16 protein-coding genes are annotated in these 18503 nt (G+C 71.5%); 13 read left to right on the forward strand and 3 right to left on the reverse strand.

What is annotated here, in order from left to right:
* The first annotated feature begins 144 nt into the window (after window positions 1-144).
* From NV263_RS17440 to NV263_RS17460, 5 genes are all read left to right on the forward strand, one after another.
* Entirely contained in the window at window positions 145-1434 is a 1290-nt protein-coding gene (locus NV263_RS17440; RefSeq protein WP_263247369.1) for a flavin monoamine oxidase family protein, read from the forward strand.
* Between the two features lie 44 nt (window positions 1435-1478).
* Window positions 1479-2009, forward strand: coding sequence for a flavin reductase family protein (locus NV263_RS17445; protein WP_263247370.1), 531 nt, complete (start codon window positions 1479-1481; stop codon window positions 2007-2009).
* A gap of 226 nt (window positions 2010-2235) precedes the next feature.
* Complete coding sequence (locus NV263_RS17450; RefSeq protein ID WP_263247371.1) at window positions 2236-3627, forward strand: LLM class flavin-dependent oxidoreductase; 1392 nt, start codon at window positions 2236-2238, stop codon at window positions 3625-3627.
* Between the two features lie 233 nt (window positions 3628-3860).
* On the forward strand, window positions 3861-4655 hold the full coding sequence (locus NV263_RS17455) for an IclR family transcriptional regulator (RefSeq protein WP_263247372.1): 795 nt from the start codon (window positions 3861-3863) through the stop codon (window positions 4653-4655).
* A 96-nt stretch (window positions 4656-4751) separates the two neighbouring features.
* Window positions 4752-5450: an alpha/beta fold hydrolase gene (locus NV263_RS17460; RefSeq protein ID WP_263247373.1), complete on the forward strand. Its 699-nt coding sequence runs from the start codon at window positions 4752-4754 to the stop codon at window positions 5448-5450.
* 283 nt (window positions 5451-5733) lie between these two features.
* Here the strand turns inward: NV263_RS17460 and NV263_RS17465 are convergent, their stop codons facing one another.
* Window positions 5734-6072: a cupin domain-containing protein gene (locus NV263_RS17465; protein WP_263247374.1), complete on the reverse strand. Its 339-nt coding sequence runs from the start codon at window positions 6070-6072 to the stop codon at window positions 5734-5736.
* Window positions 6073-6199: 127 nt separating this feature from the next.
* Between NV263_RS17465 and NV263_RS17470 the strand changes: the two genes are divergently transcribed.
* Together NV263_RS17470 and NV263_RS17475 are read left to right on the forward strand one after the other, a co-directional pair.
* The gene (locus tag NV263_RS17470; protein ID WP_317630336.1) at window positions 6200-6520 is read left to right on the forward strand and encodes a 2Fe-2S iron-sulfur cluster-binding protein; all 321 of its coding nucleotides are present in this window, start codon (window positions 6200-6202) and stop codon (window positions 6518-6520) included.
* Window positions 6521-6587: 67 nt separating this feature from the next.
* A complete protein-coding gene (locus NV263_RS17475) occupies window positions 6588-7499 on the forward strand; it encodes a LysR substrate-binding domain-containing protein (protein ID WP_263247375.1) in 912 nt (303 codons plus the stop codon).
* Between the two features lie 83 nt (window positions 7500-7582).
* On the opposite strand, the gene NV263_RS17480 is transcribed toward NV263_RS17475, so the two are convergent.
* Window positions 7583-8830 (reverse strand): flavin-containing monooxygenase, encoded by a 1248-nt coding sequence (locus tag NV263_RS17480; RefSeq protein WP_263247376.1) that lies wholly within the window; start codon window positions 8828-8830, stop codon window positions 7583-7585.
* Window positions 8831-9333: 503 nt separating this feature from the next.
* Here NV263_RS17480 and NV263_RS17485 point away from each other — a divergent pair.
* From NV263_RS17485 to NV263_RS17510, 6 genes are all read left to right on the forward strand, one after another.
* Window positions 9334-9756 carry a RidA family protein gene (locus NV263_RS17485; RefSeq protein WP_263247377.1) on the forward strand — a complete coding sequence of 141 codons (423 nt, stop codon included), beginning with the start codon at window positions 9334-9336 and terminating at the stop codon, window positions 9754-9756.
* Entirely contained in the window at window positions 9753-10430 is a 678-nt protein-coding gene (locus tag NV263_RS17490; protein WP_263247378.1) for a DUF1028 domain-containing protein, read from the forward strand. The genes NV263_RS17485 and NV263_RS17490 overlap by 4 nt, the downstream gene beginning before the upstream one ends.
* Window positions 10430-11560 carry a M20 family metallopeptidase gene (locus NV263_RS17495; RefSeq protein ID WP_263247379.1) on the forward strand — a complete coding sequence of 377 codons (1131 nt, stop codon included), beginning with the start codon at window positions 10430-10432 and terminating at the stop codon, window positions 11558-11560. The genes NV263_RS17490 and NV263_RS17495 overlap by 1 nt, the downstream gene beginning before the upstream one ends.
* Window positions 11561-11861: 301 nt before the next feature.
* Entirely contained in the window at window positions 11862-13271 is a 1410-nt protein-coding gene (locus NV263_RS17500; protein WP_263247380.1) for an aspartate ammonia-lyase, read from the forward strand.
* A 174-nt stretch (window positions 13272-13445) separates the two neighbouring features.
* Window positions 13446-14795 carry an MFS transporter gene (locus NV263_RS17505; protein WP_263247381.1) on the forward strand — a complete coding sequence of 450 codons (1350 nt, stop codon included), beginning with the start codon at window positions 13446-13448 and terminating at the stop codon, window positions 14793-14795.
* 178 nt (window positions 14796-14973) lie between these two features.
* Window positions 14974-16890 carry an ATP-binding protein gene (locus NV263_RS17510; protein ID WP_263247382.1) on the forward strand — a complete coding sequence of 639 codons (1917 nt, stop codon included), beginning with the start codon at window positions 14974-14976 and terminating at the stop codon, window positions 16888-16890.
* A 4-nt stretch (window positions 16891-16894) separates the two neighbouring features.
* Here NV263_RS17510 and NV263_RS17515 read toward each other — a convergent pair whose 3' ends face one another.
* The gene (locus NV263_RS17515; RefSeq protein WP_263247383.1) at window positions 16895-18391 is read right to left on the reverse strand and encodes an eCIS core domain-containing protein; all 1497 of its coding nucleotides are present in this window, start codon (window positions 18389-18391) and stop codon (window positions 16895-16897) included.
* Between the last annotated feature and the right edge of the window lie 112 nt (window positions 18392-18503).

Consider the following 18503-nt stretch of genomic DNA (forward strand, 5'->3'; position numbering starts at 1 on the left):
TAGAAGCTCAACTCGCTCAGCGGACCGCCGGGAAGCACTCCGCCCTCGCCGCTCGCCGGCGAGCGGACCGCGGGGTGGCTGCCGAGCACCCGATCCGCCGCAACGAGAACCCGACGTGCAGTCGACTGCGAGGGAGTGCTGCCAGTGACCGAGGAAACCGACGTCGTCGTGGTCGGCGGCGGGATCGCCGGACTGATCACGGCCCGCGAGCTCGGCCGGGACGGCCTGCGCGTCACCGTGCTGGAGGCCCGCGACCGGCTCGGCGGTCGCGTGTGGACCGATCACCGGCTCGGGCGCGACCTGGAGATCGGCGGGACCTGGCTGCACTGGGTCCAGCCGCACGCGTGGGCGGAGGTCACCCGGTACGGCCTGGAGGTCACCCGCGGGCCGCGCCCCGAGGAGGCGTACTGGCTGGCCGGGAACGAGGTCCGCAAGGGCACGCTCGACGGCTTCATGGAGCTGATCGACCCGGGCATGCGCCGGCTCCTGCACGAGACGATGCGGTGGATCCCCCGCCCCGACGCCCCCACCTCGGCGGCCGGGCTGGAGACCGTGGACCGCTTCAGCGTCCAGGACAAGCTCGACGAGCTCGCACTGCCCGTCGAGGAGTACCACGCCAACGAAGCCGCCTGGGTCGGGCACTTCAACGCGCCGCTCGAAGACGGGGCGTTCACCAGCGCGCTGCGCTGGACCGCGGCGACCGCGGGTTCCTGGCACCTCATGCACGAGGCGTCGGCGGTGTTCCGACTCGCCTCCGGAACGAGAACCCTGGTCGAGGCGATCGCAGCGGACGCCGACGCCGACATCCGCACCTCCGCCGAAGTGAGCCGGATCGAGCACGGCCCGGCCGGGGCGGTCGTGACGACCTCCTCGGGCGACCGCATCCAGGCGCGCCGAGTGGTGCTCACGCTGCCGCAGAACATCCTCGGCGACCTGGACGTCTCCCCCCGGCTGTGCGCCGAGAAGCGCGCCGCGGGCCGGGAGAAGACCGCCGCGAAGGGCGTGAAGGTCTGGATCCGGGTCCGCGGCCCGATCGAGCCCTTCTTCGCCTACTCCTCGGCCGCGCACCCGCTTTCGGTGGTGCGCACCGAGTTCCTCGGCGAGGACGACGCCGTGCTGGTCTCCTTCGGCGCCGACTCGCGGCGGATCTCGCCGCACGACGTCGACGCCGTCCGCGCCGCGCTGCGCGTCTGGCGCGACGACCTCGAAGTCCTCGACGTCACCGGGCACGACTGGATGGCCGACCCGCACTCGCGGGAGACCTGGCTGATGCAGCGGCCGCACCAGCTCACCCGGTACTTCGCGGCACAGCAGCGCGCCGAAGGCGTCCTGCACTTCGCCGGCAGCGACTACGCGAACGTCTGGGCCGGCTTCATCGACGGAGCCATCGAGAGCGGGCTGCGCGTCGCCCGCGAGATCCGCACCGCGCACTGACCCCCACCGACGATCGGCACCCGAACGGGAGGGAAAACGCGATCATGACGCTGCCGTCTCCAACGATCGAACCACGTCATTTCCGGGACGTCATGGGGCATCTGCCCACCGGCGTCGTCGTCGTGGCCGGGCGCGAGCCCACCACCGGGAACCCCGCAGGACTGGTCGTGGGCACCTTCCAATCGCTGTCGCTCGAACCGCCGCTGGTCAGCTTCAGCGTCGCCACCACGTCGAGCAGCTGGCCGAAGATCCGCCCGGCCGGCTACTTCAGCGCCAGCGTCCTCGCCCACGGGCAGGACCACGTCTGCCGCGCGTTGTCGAGCAAGCACAACGACAAGTTCGCCGCGGTGGACTGGCACGAATCCCTCGACGGAACCCCGCAGATCTCCGGCGCGCACGCCTGGATCGACTGCAAGACCGCGCAGGAGCTGGAAGGCGGCGACCACGTCATCGTGATCGCCGAGGTGCGCCGCCTGCAAGCCGGCGGGGGCGAACCCCTGGTCTTCCACCGCGGCCGGCTCGGCGGATACCGCGAGCTCGGAGTTCTGAACCCTCCGCCCAGCACCACGAAGTGAGAGCACGCAGCACCATGATCGGCACCTTCCTGATCCGCCGTCAGCGAGCGGACCGACCGCCGACGCCTTCCGCGACCGCGCCCCCGCGAGCACGGCCCACCCGGAATCCCCAGCCCTCCCAAGGGGGATCGCGGCCCGGCCGAAGCAGGAGGAACCGCGCGGCGGCCCTCCCCCGCTGCACTCCTCGGCGCTTGCCGAGTCCCTCCGCGTATCCGAACAGGAGTAGATGATGTTGTCTCGTCGCATGCGGCTGTTCGCCTTCGACTTCCAGGGCCCGGCGCACCTCTCCGCGGGGCTGTGGCGGCACGAGAACGACCAGGGCGCCCGCTACAAGGACGTCCGGTACTGGACGGAGTACGCCCAGCTGCTGGAGCAGGCCCGCTTCGACGGCGTGTTCTTCGCCGACAACGCCGGCTACCACGACATCTACCAAGCAAGCGCCGCCGGAGCGCTCGCCGACGGCGCCCAGGTGCCGGCCAACGACCCGGCCCTGGTGATCTCGGCGATGGCCGCCGCCACCGAGCACCTCGGGTTCGGCCTGACCGGGTCCACCACCTTCGAGCACCCCTACTCGCTGGCCCGGAAGTTCAGCACCCTCGACCACCTCACCGACGGCCGCATCGGCTGGAACCTGGTGACCTCCTACGCCGGCAGCGCCGCGCGCAACATCGGCAACGGGCAGCTCACCCCGCACGACGAGCGCTACGACGTCGCCGCCGAACACCTAGAGGTCTGCTACAAGCTGTGGGAGGGCTCCTGGGAGGACGACGCCGTGGTCCGCGACACCGACCGCTGCGTGTGGGCCGACCCTGAACGCGTGCACGACATCGACCACCGCGGCAAGTACTTCACCGTGCCCGGCTTCGCCCTGTGCGAACCGTCGCCGCAACGCACCCCGGTGATCTTCCAAGCGGGCGGCTCGTCGAAGGGCCGCGCGCTGGCCGCTGCCCACGCCGAGGGCGTCTTCGTCAACGCCCTGTCCAAGTCCGCACTGCGGCGGCAGGTCGACGCGCTGCGCGCGCAAGCCGCGGAAACCGGTCGCGACCCGCGGTCGGTGCGGGTGTTGCAGATGCTCAACGTCGTCGTCGCCGCGACCGACGAGCAGGCGCACGCGAAGTACGAGCAGTACCGCGAGCTGGTCAGCTACTCCGGTGCCATGGCGCGCTACAGCGGCTGGACCGCCCTGGACATGTCCCAGTTCGACCCGGACGTGCCGCTGCGGCACGTCAAGACCGACGCCGGGCAGACCATGGTCGACCTGTTCTCCAAGATGGACCCGGACAAGGAGTGGACCCCGCGCGACATCGCGGAGTTCATCGGCATCGGCGGCAGCGGGCCCACCATCGTCGGCTCGCCGCGGACCGTGGCCGACGAGCTGATCAGCTGGGTCGAGGAAGCCGACATCGACGGCTTCAACACGGGCCACGCGGTCAAGTACCAGGACATCGCCGACTTCATCGAGCTCGTCGTGCCCGAGTTGCAGCGCCGCGAGGCGATGTGGACCGAGTACCAGGGCACCACCCTGCGGGAGAAGCTGTACGGCCCCGGGACCGTGCGGCTGCCCGCCGACCACCCCGGCCGCAGGTTCCACCACGCCCCCGTCGGCGCCGGGCACTGACACCGCCGCCAGAACTGGGCGAGCCGTCGCGCGAGACGCAACGGCCGCGCCGAGGCCGAGCCGTCCACAACCGAATCGAGCCCCTCCGGCCGTCCCGGCCGGTCAGCCCTTTCTGGTCGTCGCGGACGCCCCGCGTCGCTGCGTCCACTAAGTGAACGCGCCTGTTAGGCTGGACGTGCAACGCAGGTCCAGGGGCGCGCAGGCGCCCCGAGGCGGCAGGAGGCGGCAGGGCAATGGGCGAGGCGCCCGAGCACTCGGAGATGGCCAACAAGTCGGTGATCAAGGCCGTCCGCCTGCTCCGCGAACTGGCCGCCCAGCCGCGCACCGGAGCCACGGTCACCACGCTCGCGAAAGCGGCGGGGCTGAGCAGGCCGACCGCGTTCCGGTTGCTCTACAGCCTGGAGCAGGGCGGCCTCGTCGACCGCGTCGACACCAACTACGTCCTCGGCTGGGAGCTCGCCAGGCTCGGCCGCCACGCCGACCCGTACGCCGGCCTGGTCGCGCACGCGCAGCCGCTGCTGCAGGAACTGGCGGACCACTTCAACGAGTCCGCGACGCTGTCCATCCCGAACGCGCAGGACGGGCTCGACCTCGTCGCCGAGGCCGCGGGTTCGCACGTGGTCGGCGTCCTGTCCCAGAACATGGTCGGCCAGCACTACCCCATGCACGCCAGCTCCACCGGCAAGGTGCTGCTGGCCGAACAGCCCGCCGACAAGCTGCGCAGGACGCTCCCCGAGGAGCTCGAAGCCTTCACCCCGCACACCATCACCGACCGGGCCGCCCTGCTCAAGGAACTCGAACAGGTCCGGGAGCAGGGCTTCGCCATCATCGACAACGAGCTCGAACCCGAACTCCTGTCCCTGTCCTGCCCGATCCGGGACAGCGCTGGGACGCTGGTGGCCATCCTGACCCTCAACGGGCCGCGGAACCGCTTCGGACGGGCCCGCATCCCCGAGGCGTTGCACCAGATGCAGCACACCGTCGACCGGCTCACCGAGCTGTTCTGGCGCGACTCCGCCACCGCCTGAGCCCGCTTCGGCCCCGCGGAAGGCGAACGGCCGGCGCCGCCGGAGTGCCTGCTTCGCGATTTCCCGCTGCCTGGGGCCCCGATCGAGGAGGAAGAGATGCGCGTTGTGTTCGTGCACGGTGCGTGCGTTCGTGACGGATCGTGGTGGTGGCACCCGGCCGCCGCGGCCCTGCAGGAGCGCGGCATCAACAGCGTTGCCCCGGCGCTGCCGAGCTGCGGCGAGGGCGACCGGCCGGCCGGACCGCAGGGTCCCGGGCTGCCCGAAGACGTCGCCGCGGTGCGCGCTGCCCTGACCGAGGGGGACGAGCCGATCGTGGTCGTGGCGCACAGCTACGGCGGCATCGTCGCCGCCGAGGCGGCGGTGGGCGTCGAGACGGTGCGTCACCTGGTGCTCGTGTCGAGCTACCTGCCCGAGCCCGGCGAGTCGCTGTCGACGTTCGGCCCCGACGCACCGCCACCGTTCCTGGACTTCGACCCCGACGGCGGCACGTTCAGCGCCAGGCCCGAGCTGTTCGCCGAGACGTTCGCCCAGGACTGCCCGCCGGACATCGCCCGCCACGCAGCGACCCTGCTGGTCCGGCAGACGCTGGCCGTGACCCACCAGCCCGTGCGGGCGGCGGCGTGGCACGACCTGCCCACGACGTACGTGGTGTGCACGCAGGACCGGGGCACCTCGGCGGCGTCGCAGCGCGAGTTCTCCCGCCGCGCGGACCAGGTCATCGAGGTGAAGGCGGGCCACCACCCGTTCCTGTCGCAGCCGCAGATCGTCGCCGACATCATCGCGAGCCTGCCGTGACCGAGCGACAGCGGACCTGGTGCGGTGGCTCGACGCCGCCTTCACCGACCGGGACGTCGAGCGTCCGCTCACCTCGTGACCGACGACGTCAACCGGCCGGGATGCCGTCCGCGACCACTGATCGCCTCCAGCGGATCCACGTCGTCCCGCGCGGCGACGGCGCGATCCGTGCGAGCGGGCGGCCTTCTGCTCCACCCGACTTGCCCGTCCGCGCGAGCGGTGTCCACAGTGTCCCCTTCCCAGCCGCGGAAGAGTTCCACCACCATGACCACCCGACAAAGCCCTACTGGCGGTAGCGGGTTTCGAGCATCACGCAACCGGTGTCCGTCCGGTACGGGCCATGCCGCATACCGGGGCGGCGCATGGCGAACTCGCCCTCGCGGAACGTTCTACCGAGCGTGAGGTCGTGCAACTCCCCCTTGAGGAGGTAAACCTCCTCGACGTAGTCGTGCACGATGACGCCCGCCGCCGACGTGTCGACGCCGGGCGCCCAACGCGCGAGGCGGGTCAGCATCTGCGGATCGCCGGAGTCGCGGCTGAGCACGCGCTCGGCGACACCGGCCTGCTCGGTCGGCGTCCAATCCCCCGTGTCCGCGACGAAGAACTCGTATTCCACCTTCACTGCCTGTGCTCACCTCGCGCCGTTCCGCATCCGTCGCCAATCCCGAGCGCAGGTAGGGTACTGCCCTCGGCGGGCGAAGTCAGGGCGCGCGCCGAGGACTCCAGGCGATTGTCGACGACGCGCGGCGGTGGCGGCGGAGGATTCCTGGGCGTGGCCGGTGCCGGAGGCCCCCACGGCGTCCGGCTCGTTCGAAGTGGTGCTCACGCGCAGCGGAGTACGGCTGACGGTCCCCGAGCACGAGGCTCTGCTCGACGTCCTGGAGGCAGCGGGGATCGAACTCGACAACTCCTGCCGAGCCGGGATCTGCGGCACCTGCGCCGTCGGCGTCGTCTCGGGAGAGCCGGACCACCGCGACGACGTGCTGACCGACGAGGAGCGGGAACGCGGCACGATCATGCTGCCGTGCGTGTCGCGCTCCCACGGCCGCGTGCTGGTGCTCGACCTCTGAGGCGCTCCATCCGGCGTCCAACGCCGCGGCCGGGCCGGGAACCCCGCGAGCGAGGCAGAATGTCTCCATGAGCGAGCCCTCCTTCACCCTCGTGCAGCTGCGCTACTTCGAGGCGGCGGCCAGGCACCTGAGCATGACCGCCGCTTCGAAGGAACTCGTGGTGTCGCAGTCGGCCGTGTCGACCGCGGTCGCGCAGCTGGAGAAGGAAATGGGCGTGCAGCTCCTGCTGCGCCACCACGCCCGCGGGCTCAGCCTGACCAGGGCCGGTGAGGCGTTCTACAAGAGGTTGCTGGGTTTCCTCGCGCACGGCACCGAACTGGTCGACGCCGCGCGGCAGTCCGGCACCGAGTTGGTCGGCACGCTGGCGGTCGGCTGCTTCGCCACGCTCGCGCCGTTCCGGCTGCCCGGCCTGCTGGCGGAGTTCGAGAGCCGGCACCCGCGGGTCCACGTGTCGCTGCGCGAAGGCGAACACCGCGCGCTCAAAGCGTCCCTGCGCTCGGGTGAGACCGAACTCGCCCTGCTGTACGGCTACGACCTGGACGACGACATCGACCGCGAGGTCGTGGGCACGGCGGCCCCGTACGCCCTCATCGCCGAGGACCACCGGCTCGCGCGGCGGAAGAACCGCAAGGTGTCGCTCCAGGACCTGGCCGACGAGCCCATGGTGCTGCTCGACCTGCCGCACAGCCGCGAGTACCTGCAGTCGATCCTCAACGACGCGGGGGTGAAGCCGCAGGTCCGCCACCGCACCACCGGCTACGAGACCGTCCGCGCGCTCGTCGCGCACGGCCACGGCTTCGCGCTGCTCAACCAGCGCCCGCCGGCCGACACCACCTACTCGGGTGCCCGAGCCGTACCGCTCGCCCTGACCGACGACGTCCCGCCGCTGGAGATCATCGTCGCGTCCATGCGCGGAGTCCGCCTCACCCGGCGGGCGCAGGAGTTCCGCGAGCTGTGCCGCACCCGCTACGCGCACTGACGTGCTCGCCTCGGCTGGTTCATCGCCGAGTGCGGCCGACGGAGGACCGCCGCCTCCCCGGCCGCCGCGACCGATCGAACGGGTCAGGCTTGGTGGGCCAGGTAGCCGCGCTGGGTCGCGATGTGGTCGGCCACGAACTTGGCGTCGTGCCACACCCCCCAGATGAAACTCGATCCACGACGCGCCAGCCAGGGCAGTCCCAGGAAGTACACGCCCGGCTCGGAAGACACGCCGCGACGGTGCTTCGGCTTGCCGTTCTCGTCGAACGCGTCGACCTGCAACCAGTCGTAGTCGACGGCGAATCCGGTCGCCCAGACGATCGAGCGGACTCCGGCGGCGGCGAGATCGAGTTCGAGGACGGGATCGGTGACACAGGCGGGATCCGGCCCCAACACGCGCGCACTCGGCTCCTCCGGGAGGTCCAGCCCGTTGCGCGCGACGTACTCGTCGGCTTCGTCGAGCAGCGCGAGGTAGTTCGCATCTCCGCGGGCGATGTTGGCCCCGAGGTCGGACGCGAAGCGGAGCGTGCCGTTGTCGAACGAGCTGGTCATGCCGACGAGGTCGATGCCGAGTTCGGCGAGGGCGCGGAAGTCCACCGTGCGCCCGCCGCGCGCCCCGCTGACCGCGATGGTGACGTGTTCGGCCCCCGACGGAGGAGTTTCGGCGTCCCACTTGCCGAGGACTCCGAGCCACCAGCAGAAGTCGCGGTCGCGGTACCTGCGCGGAGGACGGTCGTGGGGCCCGACGGAGAGGTACACCTGCCGCCCCGACCGGCGGAGCTCTTCGGCGATCTGCACTCCCGACGAACCGGCTCCGACCACCAGCACCGCGCCCTCCGGGAGTTGCTCCGGATTCCGGTAGTCGCTGGAGTGGATCTGCAGGGGGCCGGCGTCGCGCGGCACGATCGGCGGAATCACGGGCCGCTGGAACGGCCCGGTCGCGGCGATGACGAAGCGGGTGTCGATGGTTCCGTCCGAGGTCCGCACCCGAAAGCCGGGCCGTCCTTCGAGTTTGCGGACGGACGTCACCTCGACGCCGGTCCGGACCGGCGCGGCGATCTTCTCCGCGTACGCCTCGAAGTAGGCCACGATCTGGTCTTTCGAAGCGAACGCGTCGGGGGCCAGGTCGACGAACTCCAGACCGGGGAATCGGTCGTGCCACGCAGGGCCGTTCGCGACCAGCGAGTCCCACCGCTCCGAACGCCAGCGCTCGGCGATCCGGTTCCGCTCCACGACGAGGTGCGGCACGCCGCAGCCGCTCAGGTGCTCGCTCATCGCCAGACCGGCCTGACCCCCACCCACGACGAGGGCCTCAACCTCTTGGCTTGACATCCCAGACCTCCACTCCGGACCAGCGGGCGAACCTCCCGGTCCGTCTCCACGTCTCTGTGCGTCTCACCGGATCCTCACGGCCGTCCATGCCCGTGTCCAACAGATGTTTTTGGCCCAGGAGATCTGATTTTCAGATCCATGCAGGCTGCGCCGACTCCGGTGCCGCCCCGCTCGCGCTCCGCGCGGAGCTCTTCGCCGGATCTCGGGCGCGTGTCGGATTCCGCTTCCGCACCGCCGGAAGAGGGCGCGGGCCGCGCTCGCCACGGCGGCTGGTCGGACGAGCCGGGGAGGCGGCCCTGCTCCGCCGGCCGACCCGTCCCCGCCGGAAGCCGTAGTAATCAATATTTCAGATGCATTGGTACGGAAACATCTACTGGACAGAACTCCAGCGTCACCGTCACGCTGAGGCGGTGGCCCGCGCTCCGCGGGCCCGGACCTGGAACCGCGCTCGAAACGGTGCGCATCGCCGCCGATCCGCCCGAAAACCCCAGGAAGGCAACGAAGTGACTGTCCACCGTCGCATCCGCCCGTTCAACACGCGCGACACCTACCCCGAGCAGAACCTCGACAACGACCTGTGCCAGGCCGTCGTCGCCAACGGCACCGTCTACGTGCGCGGCCAGATCGGCCAGGACCTCGACACCAGCGAGTCCGTCGGCATCGGCGACGCCGCGGCGCAAGCCGAACAGGCGATGGCCAACATCAACATGCTGCTGGAAGAAGCGGGCAGCCGGATGGAGCACCTGGTCAAGCTCACCATCTACCTGATCGACCCGCGCTACCGCGAGGCCGTCTACCGCACCGTCGGGCGCTGGACCAAGGGCGTGCACCCGATCTCGACCGGCGTGGTGGTGTCCGCGCTCGCGCGGCCGGAATGGCTGTGCGAGATCGACGCCATCGCCGTGATCCCGGAGGAGGAGAAGTGACCTTTTCGATCGTGGCCCGCGATGCTTCCGGCGGCAGCGTGCGGTTCGGCATCGCGGCCAGCTCGTCCAGTCCCGCCGTCGTCGCCCGCGTCGCGCACCTGCGCCCGGGCGTCGGCGCGGCGGCCTCGCAGAACGTCACCGACCCCCGGCTCGGCGGCCGTCTCCTGGACGGCCTCGTCGAGCACGGCGATCCCGAGCGGGCGCTCGCCGGGGTCACCGCCGCCACGCCCGACATCGAGTACCGGCAGCTCACCGTGCTCGGCCGCACCGGCCCCGGCTTCGCCTACAGCGGCGCCCGAACGCTGGGCAAGCACGGTTCCGCGACGGCGGACGGTGTGGTGGCGGCGGGCAACATGCTGGCCGGCGACCACATCCCGCAGTCCATCGTGGACGCGTTCGCCTCCTCCACCGGCGAGCTGGAGCAGCGGCTGGTCACCGCGTTGCAGGCCGGCCTGACCGCCGGCGGCGAGGAGGGCCCGGTCCACTCCGCGGGCGTCGTCGTGGTGTCCGATGTGGACTGGCGGATCACGGACCTGCGGGTGGACTGGGCGGACGACCCCGTCGACCGGCTCGCCGAGCTGCTCGACGTGTGGCTCCCGCAGCGCGACGACTACGTCACCCGGGGCCTCGACCCCGCCTCGGCGCCGTCCTACGGCGTGCCGGGAGACGAGTGATGGCGGCGCTGAAGAACGCGGCCCGCACCGAGGTCGACCGGCACGCCGACGAGCTGATCCGACTGTCGGAACGGCTGCACGCCGACCCCGAGACGGCGTGGGAGGAGCACCGCGCCGCCGCGGCGGTACCGGAACTGCTCGACCGCGCCGGGTTCTCCGTCACGTCGAACTACCTCGGCCTGGACACGGCGTTCCACGCGAGCTTCGGCAGCGGCCCCACGCGGATCGCGCTGTGCGCCGAGTACGACGCGCTGCCCGGCCTCGGGCACGCCTGCGGCCACAACCTCATCGCGGCCAGTTCCATCGGCGCCGCACTGGGGTTGGCCGCGGTCGCCGACGACGCCGGGGTGCTCGTCGAGGTCTACGGCACCCCGGCCGAGGAGGGCGGCGGCGGGAAGATCGAGATGCTCGACCGCGGCGCGTTCGAGGGCGTCGACCTCGCGATGATGGTGCACCCGGCACCCGTCGACGTCGCCGAGGCCCGGCCGTTCGCCGTGAGCCATTCGAAGATCTCCTACACCGGCAAGTCCGCGCACGCCGCCGCCTACCCGGAAGCCGGGATCAACGCCGCCGACGCGTTCACCGTCGCCCAGGTCGCGATCGGCCTGCTCCGCCAGCACATCCCCTCGTCGGCGCGGGTGCACGGCGTCGTGACGCACGCCGGCGACGCCCCGAACGCGGTCCCCGAGCACGCCACCGGCCGCTGGTACGTGCGCGCCGAGACGCTCGCGGAGCTGGCCGAGCTGGAGCCGCGCGTGCTGCGCGCCTTCGAAGCCGGTGCGCTGGCCACCGGTTGCGAGCTGACCGTGGAGCCGGAGAGCAAGCCGTACGCCGAGTTCCGCGCGGACGAGACGGCGCTGGCGGCCTACCGCGCCAACGCACTCGAACTCGGCCGCGAGTTCGCTCCGGACGGCACGGCGTCCCGCATGAACCGCGCCTCCACCGACATGGGCAACGTCTCGCAGGTCGTGCCCGCCATCCACCCCTACATCGGCATCGGGTCCCTGCCTGCGATCAACCACCAGCGCGAGTTCGCCGCGCACTGCGTCGGCGGCACCGCGCAACGAGCGCTGCTCGACGGCGCGGTCGCACTGGCGTGGACCGGAGTGGACCGGGCGGTCGCCTCCTGACCGCCCCAGTTCCGCCGCACGCTCACAACCTGAGTGCGTGTCTTCGAACTCGTTTTGGGTGGCGGTGCCGGTGGCGGAACCTCAGCGGCCGTCTCGACTGCGGAAGCCCCTCCTGATGTATGCCCAATACACGGCGTCGGGGCTGTCCTCGCGAGACGACCGCTGAGAACCCGCGGCGGTGCGGGCTGCGAGACCACTCACCGAAAGAGAAAGCGGCTCGCGCCGCTTGCGCGGGTTCCGGGAGCCGAGTTCAAAGACAGGCTCTGACCTGACAAGCCGTACCTCTCCGGGAAGGACAACGATGTCCCACACCCCGACGCGCACCGAGCACGACATGCTCGGCGAGATCAGCGTGCCAGCGGACGCCTACTACGGCGCCCACACCGCACGCGCCTTGGTCAACTTCCCCATCACGCGGGAGACCCTCGCCGACCGACCTCACCTGGTCGCGGCGCTGGCGGCGGTCAAGCAGGCCGCGGCCACCGCCAACGCGCAGGTCGGCGCCCTCGACCGCGGCAGAGCCGACGCCATTGTGCAAGCCTGCACCGAGATCAGGAACGGCCGGCTGCGCGACCAGTTCGTCGTCGATCTGGTCCAGGGCGGCGCCGGTACCTCGACGAACATGAACGCCAACGAGGTCATCGCCAACCGCGCCCTGGAACTGCTCGGCCACGACCGCGGAGACCACCGCGCGCTGCACCCGCTCGATCACGTCAACCTGGGCCAGAGCACCAACGACGTCTACCCCACCGCGGTCAAACTCGCCCTCGACAGCCACCTCGCCGAACTGCTCGCGGCGCTCGCCGGCCTGCGGGAAGCCTTCTCCGCCAAGGCGGTCGAATTCGCCGACATCCTCAAGATGGGCCGCACCCAGCTGCAGGACGCGGTGCCGATGACCCTCGGCCAGGAGTTCGGCGCGTTCGCCGCCACGCTCGGCGAGGACGAGCAGCGGCTCGCCGAGGTCCGGCTGTTGCTGCACGAGCTCAACCTCGGCGGCACGGCGATCGGCACCGGTCTCAACGCCCGCCCCGGATACCGCGAGCTCGCCGTGGCGCACCTGCGCGAGCTGACCGGTATCCCGACCCTCGTCTCCGCACCCGACCTCATCGAGGCCACCCAGGACGTCGGCGTGTTCGTCCAGCTGTCCGGCGTCCTGAAACGGGTCGCGGTCAAGCTGTCGAAGATCTGCAACGACCTGAGACTGCTCTCGTCGGGTCCGCAGGCCGGGCTCGGCGAGATCACCCTGCCCGCCCGGCAGGCCGGTTCGTCGATCATGCCCGGCAAGGTCAACCCCGTCATCCCCGAGGTCGTCAACCAGGTCGCCTTCGAGATCATCGGCAACGACGTCACCGTCACTCTCGCCGCCGAAGGCGGGCAGTTGCAGCTCAACGCCTTCGAGCCGATCATCGCGCGGGCCCTGACCGCCGGCCTCGACCACCTCACCGCCGGGATCGGCGTGCTCACCGAACACTGCGTCCGCGGGATCACCGCCCGCCGCGAACACCTGGCGGGCATCGTCGCCGGCTCCGCGGGCCTGGTGACCGCGCTGAGTCCCGTGCTCGGCTACGAGGCCGCGTGCACCATCGCGCTGGAGGCGCACCGCACCGGCCGGCCCGCGCTGGACCTGGTGCGGGAACGGCACCTGCTGACCGACGAGCAACTCGGCGCGCTGACCACTCCCGAGGCCCTCACAGGTGGGCCCGCCTCTTGACCGGCCGCCCGGGCTGCGGTGAAGTTGCCGTTTCACCGCGGTCAGGACCGCGTTTCGGTCCTGCTCAGCGGCACTGCATAGATCCTTCCGATGCACTGCTTCGATTATTTCTTCTTGTTAGATGCCATGGACCGCTCCTAGCGTCCTCACGAAATCCGGTCCAAGGAGGCCCTCATGACCGCACCTGAATCCGCTCCCGCCAGGGAGCTCACCGAGGCGATCGCCGATCCGGCGACGCTGCGGCGCAGCGTCGCGGCCGGCGCGGTCGGTGTCTTCGTGCACTGGTTCGACTGGGCCGCCTACGCCTACCTCGCGAGCACCATCGCTTCGGTGTTCTTCCCCGCCGGCAACGCCACCGCCGGCCTGCTCGCCGTCTTCGGCGTCTTCGCGGTGTCCTTCGGCATCCGGCCCATCGGAGCGCTGGTGTTCGGCCCGCTCGGCGACCGGATCGGCCGCAAGCGCACGCTGTCCGTCGTCATCTTCGTGATGTCCGGCGCCACGCTCGTCATCGGCCTGCTGCCCGGGTACTCGACGCTCGGGATCGCGGCACCGCTGCTGCTGGTCTTCCTGCGCCTGCTGCAAGGCTTCGCCGCAGGCGGCGAGTTCGGCAGCGCCGCCACCTTCCTCGCCGAGTACGCACCGCGCCGCAGCCGCGGGTTCGGGGTCAGCTGGCTCGAAGTCGGTTCCCTGCTGGGATTCCTCTCCGCGTCGTTCGTGTTCCTCCTGCTGTCGGTCGGCCTCTCGGACGCGCAACTCGCCTCGTGGGGCTGGCGCATCCCGTTCCTCATCGCCGCCCCGCTGGGCATCATCGGGTTCGTCATCCGCAACAAGATCGAGGACACCCCGGAGTACCGCGCCCTCGAAGCGACCGACAACGTGCCGCGCAGCCCGGTGCGGGAACTCCTCCGCAACAACAAGAAGCAACTGCTCCAGACCGCCGGTCTGATGACGATGATGCACGTCCCGTTCTACGCCGTGCTCACCTACCTCGTCACCTACGAGACCGACTACCTCGGCCACTCCTCCGGCAGCGCCGCGCTGCTGTCCACGGTCATCTCCCTGACCGGGTTGGTCCTCGTACCGGCATTCGGTCGCCTGTCCGACCGCGTCGGACGCCGGCCGATCCTGCTCGGTGCGGGCGTCGCGCTGTTCGTGCTCTCGACCCCCGCCTTCCTGCTGATGCGGATGGGCCTCACCGGAACGTGGATCGGCGGACTCGTGCTCGGCGTCGTGCTCGCCGCGATCCTCGGCACGTACGCGGTGTGGTCCGCCGAGATCTTCCCCACCCGCACCCGCCAGGGCGGCCTGTCCATCGCGTACAACCTCACCGCCGCCCTGTTCGCGGGCACCGTGCCCTACGTGATGACGGTCCTGATCTCGGCCACCGGCAGCACCCTGGTCCCCGGCCCGTACCTGATGGTCGCCGCGGTGATCGGACTGATCGCGGCCTTCTCCCTGCGCGAAACCGCGGGAAACCCGTTGCTGCAGGCAGCGGACCTCACCGGCGAGCAGACCGAAGCCTGATCCGGGGCCCGGTACCGGCGGAACCCGGGGAGACGAAGCGCGCGGGCCCGCGGCCCGGTCGACGCACCCGCGGGACGAAAGGCGGTGGAGCTGTTCGACCGGGCGCCGCAGGCTGGGGACGCGGGTGCGCGCGAACGGCGTTCCGAGTTCCACGGCCCCTCCGCGGAAGGCGTCCGGCATGACCGAGGACTGGACCACCGCCAACCAGGAGTACCTGGCCGCCGCGGTCGGCGCCGTGGGGCGACGGCTGCGCGCGGGGCTGGGGGACGTCGGCGATGTCGCGGTGGACGACCTGGCCGACGCGCGAACGGCGATGGCCGCACCACCCGCGCTCGACTCGATCGCGGCGGTGTTCGGGCTCTCCGGGTTCGAGCAGGACGTGCTGCTGCTGTGCGCCGCAGTCGAACTCGACGCGTCGATCGCGCGGACGTGCGCCGAAGCGCACGGCGACCCGACCCGGACATGCGTGACGTTCGGCCTCGCCCTGGCGGCGCTGCCGAACCCGCACTGGAGCGCTCTCGCGCCGACCGCACCGCTGCGCTGCTGGCACCTGGTCGAACTGGCCGACCCGCGGACTCCGACCGGAAGTCCGGTCCACATCGACGAACGCGTTCTGCACGCGCTGGTCGGCATCAACGACCCGGACGACCGGGTGGCAGCGCTGTCCGAACCGCTGCCGCCCGCTCCCGCGCTCCCCCCGACCCTGCGGGAGGCCGCCGAGCGGACGACCGAGTGCTGGGCGGCCGGTCCGCAGCGGGTGCACCTGCACGGCCGGCACCGGCCGGATCTGCGCGCGGTGGCCTCCGCCGCGTGCGCCCGGCGAGGATGGTCGGCGTTCCTCCTCCGGGACTCGGACGTGCCGAGCGCACCCGCCGAACGCAGCCTGCTGGCGCGGTTGTGCGAACGCGAGTCCGCGCTGGGCGGCAGCGCCTGGGTCGTGGAGGTCGACGACGCGGTGGACGGTGGACGAGGCGCACTCGACTTCGCGGGCCGTCTGCGCGCACCGACCGCGGTGGTGACGCGTCACCCCCTCCCCTCGCTTCCGCCCGGTTTCCGGGAGATCGCCGTGCCGACGGCGGGAATCGACGAGATCAGGGAGCTCTGGCGCGCCGAACTCGGCGCGGCCGCCGGAGAGCTCGACGGGTGGTTGTCCCGGATCGCCTTCCAGTTCGACCTCCCGGTGGCGACCATCGGATCCGCCGTCGCCGAGGTCGCGGCGGGCGAAGGCGGCGCCGCGGACCCCGACTCCGCGGGCGGGCGGCTCTGGGCGGCGTGCCGGCGGCGGGGACGCGCCGGGCTCGACGACCTCGCCCAGCGGATCGAAACCCGGTCCGGCTGGGACGACATCGTGCTGCCCGCGGCGCAGTCGCGCACCCTGCGGGAGATCGCGGTCCACGTCGCCCAGAGCCGACGAGTGCTGGACGAGTGGGGTTTCCGGCCCGGTTCGGGGCGCGGCCCGGGCGTCACCGCGCTGTTCACCGGCCCGAGCGGCACGGGCAAAACGCTGGCGGCGGAGGTCCTGGCCGGTGCGCTCGCGCTGGACCTCTACCGGATCGACCTGAGCCAGGTCGTCAGCAAGTACATCGGTGAGACCGAGAAGAACCTGCGCCGGGTCTTCGACGCGGCCGAGACCGGCGGCGCGCTCCTGCTGTTCGACGAGGCGGACGCGTTGTTCGGCAAACGCAGCGAGGTCCGGGACAGCCACGACAGGTACGCCAACGTCGAAGTGGGCTACCTGCTGCAGCGGATGGAGACCTACCGGGGGCTGGCGATCCTCACCACCAACTTCAAATCGGCCCTCGACACCGCGTTCCTGCGACGCCTCGACTTCGTCGTCCAGTTCCCGTTCCCGGACGCCGAGCTGCGGGCCGAGATCTGGCGGCGGGTCTTCCCCGAACGCACCCCGACCGACGGGCTGGACCCGGACGACCTCGCCCGCCTCGTCGTGGACGGCGGCAGCATCCGCAACATCGCGCGGTCGGCGGCGTTCCTGGCCGCGGACGCCGACGAGCCGGTGCGCAGGGAACACGTCCTGCGGTCCGCCCGCGCCGAGTACACCAAGTTGGACCGGCCGTTTCCCGGCGCCGAGCTGTGAACGCTCACCGGGAGACCGGTGGCTTCTTCTTGGCCAGCCCGGACGCGACCAGTTCCTTCACCAGGATCTCGGCCGCCTTGCTCCGGTGTCCCGGCCAGTACGTGCTCGTCCAGTGGTCCCTGACGAGCCTGCCCACCTCGACGGGATGCGTCGGGGCCGATTCGGCGAGTTTCCCACCGCGGAAATCCAGTTCCCGGTTCGCTTCCGCGTAGCACCGGTACATCTCGTTCTCCACGACGGCATCCGCCCTGGCGGTGCCGCGCGGGCTGATCTCGTAACCCTGCGCCATCGCGGCGTCGAGCAGTTCCTGCGTCGCGGTGGTCTTGTCCGGACCGGTGAAGACGTACCGGGTGACGAAGGAGGACCCCGCGCTGCCTCGGCCGGATGTCACGTCGAACTCGCGCAGCGCGAAGTTCTCCGAAACGTGGCCGGTCGTGGTGTGCCCCCACACCGAGCCGCCCTTGCCCTCGGCGATGAGCGCATCGCGGGTGACGGCCGCCAGGGACGCCTTCCCGCCACCCGGCCGCATCGTGCCCTTGACCCAGTCCTCGCTCTCGTCCGGGTCCCGACCGGCGTTGCAGGAGTACAGGACGATGTTGATGCTCGGCCCGAGCGCGGGAGCGATCGACTTGACGATCGACGCGGCCGTGGAGCTGGTGATCGATCCCAGGCCGCACCAGGTGCTCGTGCCGTGGGCGAACACCGCGAGGGTGCGCACGGTGCTCGGACCGAGCCCCGGCGGCAGCGGGCCTTCCGGTCCCGGCGGGGCTTTCGCGACGGCGGCGGACAGCATCCTGCCGATGGCCCCGATCGTCGCGGTCAGCGGGTGTTCGTCATCGGACATCGGCTCGCCGAAGACCACGTTGGCCGCGCTGATCCGCCTGCCCTTCACGGCGAGGGCCTGCTCCCGCTTCGCCCACTTCTGCGCGGCGTTGCGCGCCTCCTCCTTGTCGTGCGGCATCGGCGCGTAGAACGCGAGCGCGACCCCGGACGAGAAGTCGCGCACCAGGCGCTGTCCCAGTGCGGTTTCCGGGTCGGTGACCGCCGCGGGCGGCGGCCGGTCGGCGTCGTCCCGCTGGAGGGCGAGCACTCCCGCCCGGGACTGCTGGACGACGTGGCCGAGTTCGTGCGTCAGCAGCGCCCGCCCGGCCGGGCTGTGCGGGGCGTACCGGCCCGCGCCGAACACCACGTGGTGTCCGACCGCGTACGCGCGGGCGCGCTGGTCGGCGGCGAGTTCGGCGGCCCGGGCGTCGTCGTGGACGCGGACCCGGCTGAAGTCGTGCGCGAACCGGGCGGCCATCTCCCGCTGCGTGGCGGTGTCGAGCGGGGTGCCGGGCGCGTCGGGCAGCAGGGCGCGCAGTCGCGCCGGGTCCTGCGGCGCCGGCGCGGACGACACGATCTTGCCGCCGAGCGTCGCCGCCGCGTCGGCCTCCCGCTCCGCCTCCGGGGCGAAGCCGTGGCCGGGCGCGGAACACGCGCTGCGGGCGGCGCAACCGGTCACCGGTACCGGAGGTACCGCGCGTCTGTCTTCGGTGACCGGTGTGGCCCAGCTCTGCGACGCCACGTCCCCATGCTCCGCCCGGTGGCACCGCGGGGTCAACGCCGCGCGAACG

The sequence above is a fragment of the Saccharopolyspora rosea genome, from assembly GCF_025643595.1.
GTDB classification, from domain to species: domain Bacteria; phylum Actinomycetota; class Actinomycetes; order Mycobacteriales; family Pseudonocardiaceae; genus Saccharopolyspora; species Saccharopolyspora rosea.

Bases quoted from the DNA above. Each gene is read 5' to 3' on its own strand.
- NV263_RS17510 (WP_263247382.1), top strand. From the start codon at position 14,974: ATGACCGAGGACTGGACCACCGCCAACCAGGAGTACCTGGCCGCCGCG.
- NV263_RS17480 (WP_263247376.1), bottom strand. From the start codon at position 8,830: ATGTCAAGCCAAGAGGTTGAGGCCCTCGTCGTGGGTGGGGGTCAGGCC.
- NV263_RS17475 (WP_263247375.1), top strand. From the start codon at position 6,588: ATGAGCGAGCCCTCCTTCACCCTCGTGCAGCTGCGCTACTTCGAGGCG.
- NV263_RS17455 (WP_263247372.1), top strand. From the start codon at position 3,861: ATGGGCGAGGCGCCCGAGCACTCGGAGATGGCCAACAAGTCGGTGATC.
- NV263_RS17500 (WP_263247380.1), top strand. From the start codon at position 11,862: ATGTCCCACACCCCGACGCGCACCGAGCACGACATGCTCGGCGAGATC.
- NV263_RS17445 (WP_263247370.1), top strand. From the start codon at position 1,479: ATGACGCTGCCGTCTCCAACGATCGAACCACGTCATTTCCGGGACGTC.
- NV263_RS17450 (WP_263247371.1), top strand. From the start codon at position 2,236: ATGATGTTGTCTCGTCGCATGCGGCTGTTCGCCTTCGACTTCCAGGGC.
- NV263_RS17460 (WP_263247373.1), top strand. From the start codon at position 4,752: ATGCGCGTTGTGTTCGTGCACGGTGCGTGCGTTCGTGACGGATCGTGG.
- NV263_RS17505 (WP_263247381.1), top strand. From the start codon at position 13,446: ATGACCGCACCTGAATCCGCTCCCGCCAGGGAGCTCACCGAGGCGATC.
- NV263_RS17495 (WP_263247379.1), top strand. From the start codon at position 10,430: ATGGCGGCGCTGAAGAACGCGGCCCGCACCGAGGTCGACCGGCACGCC.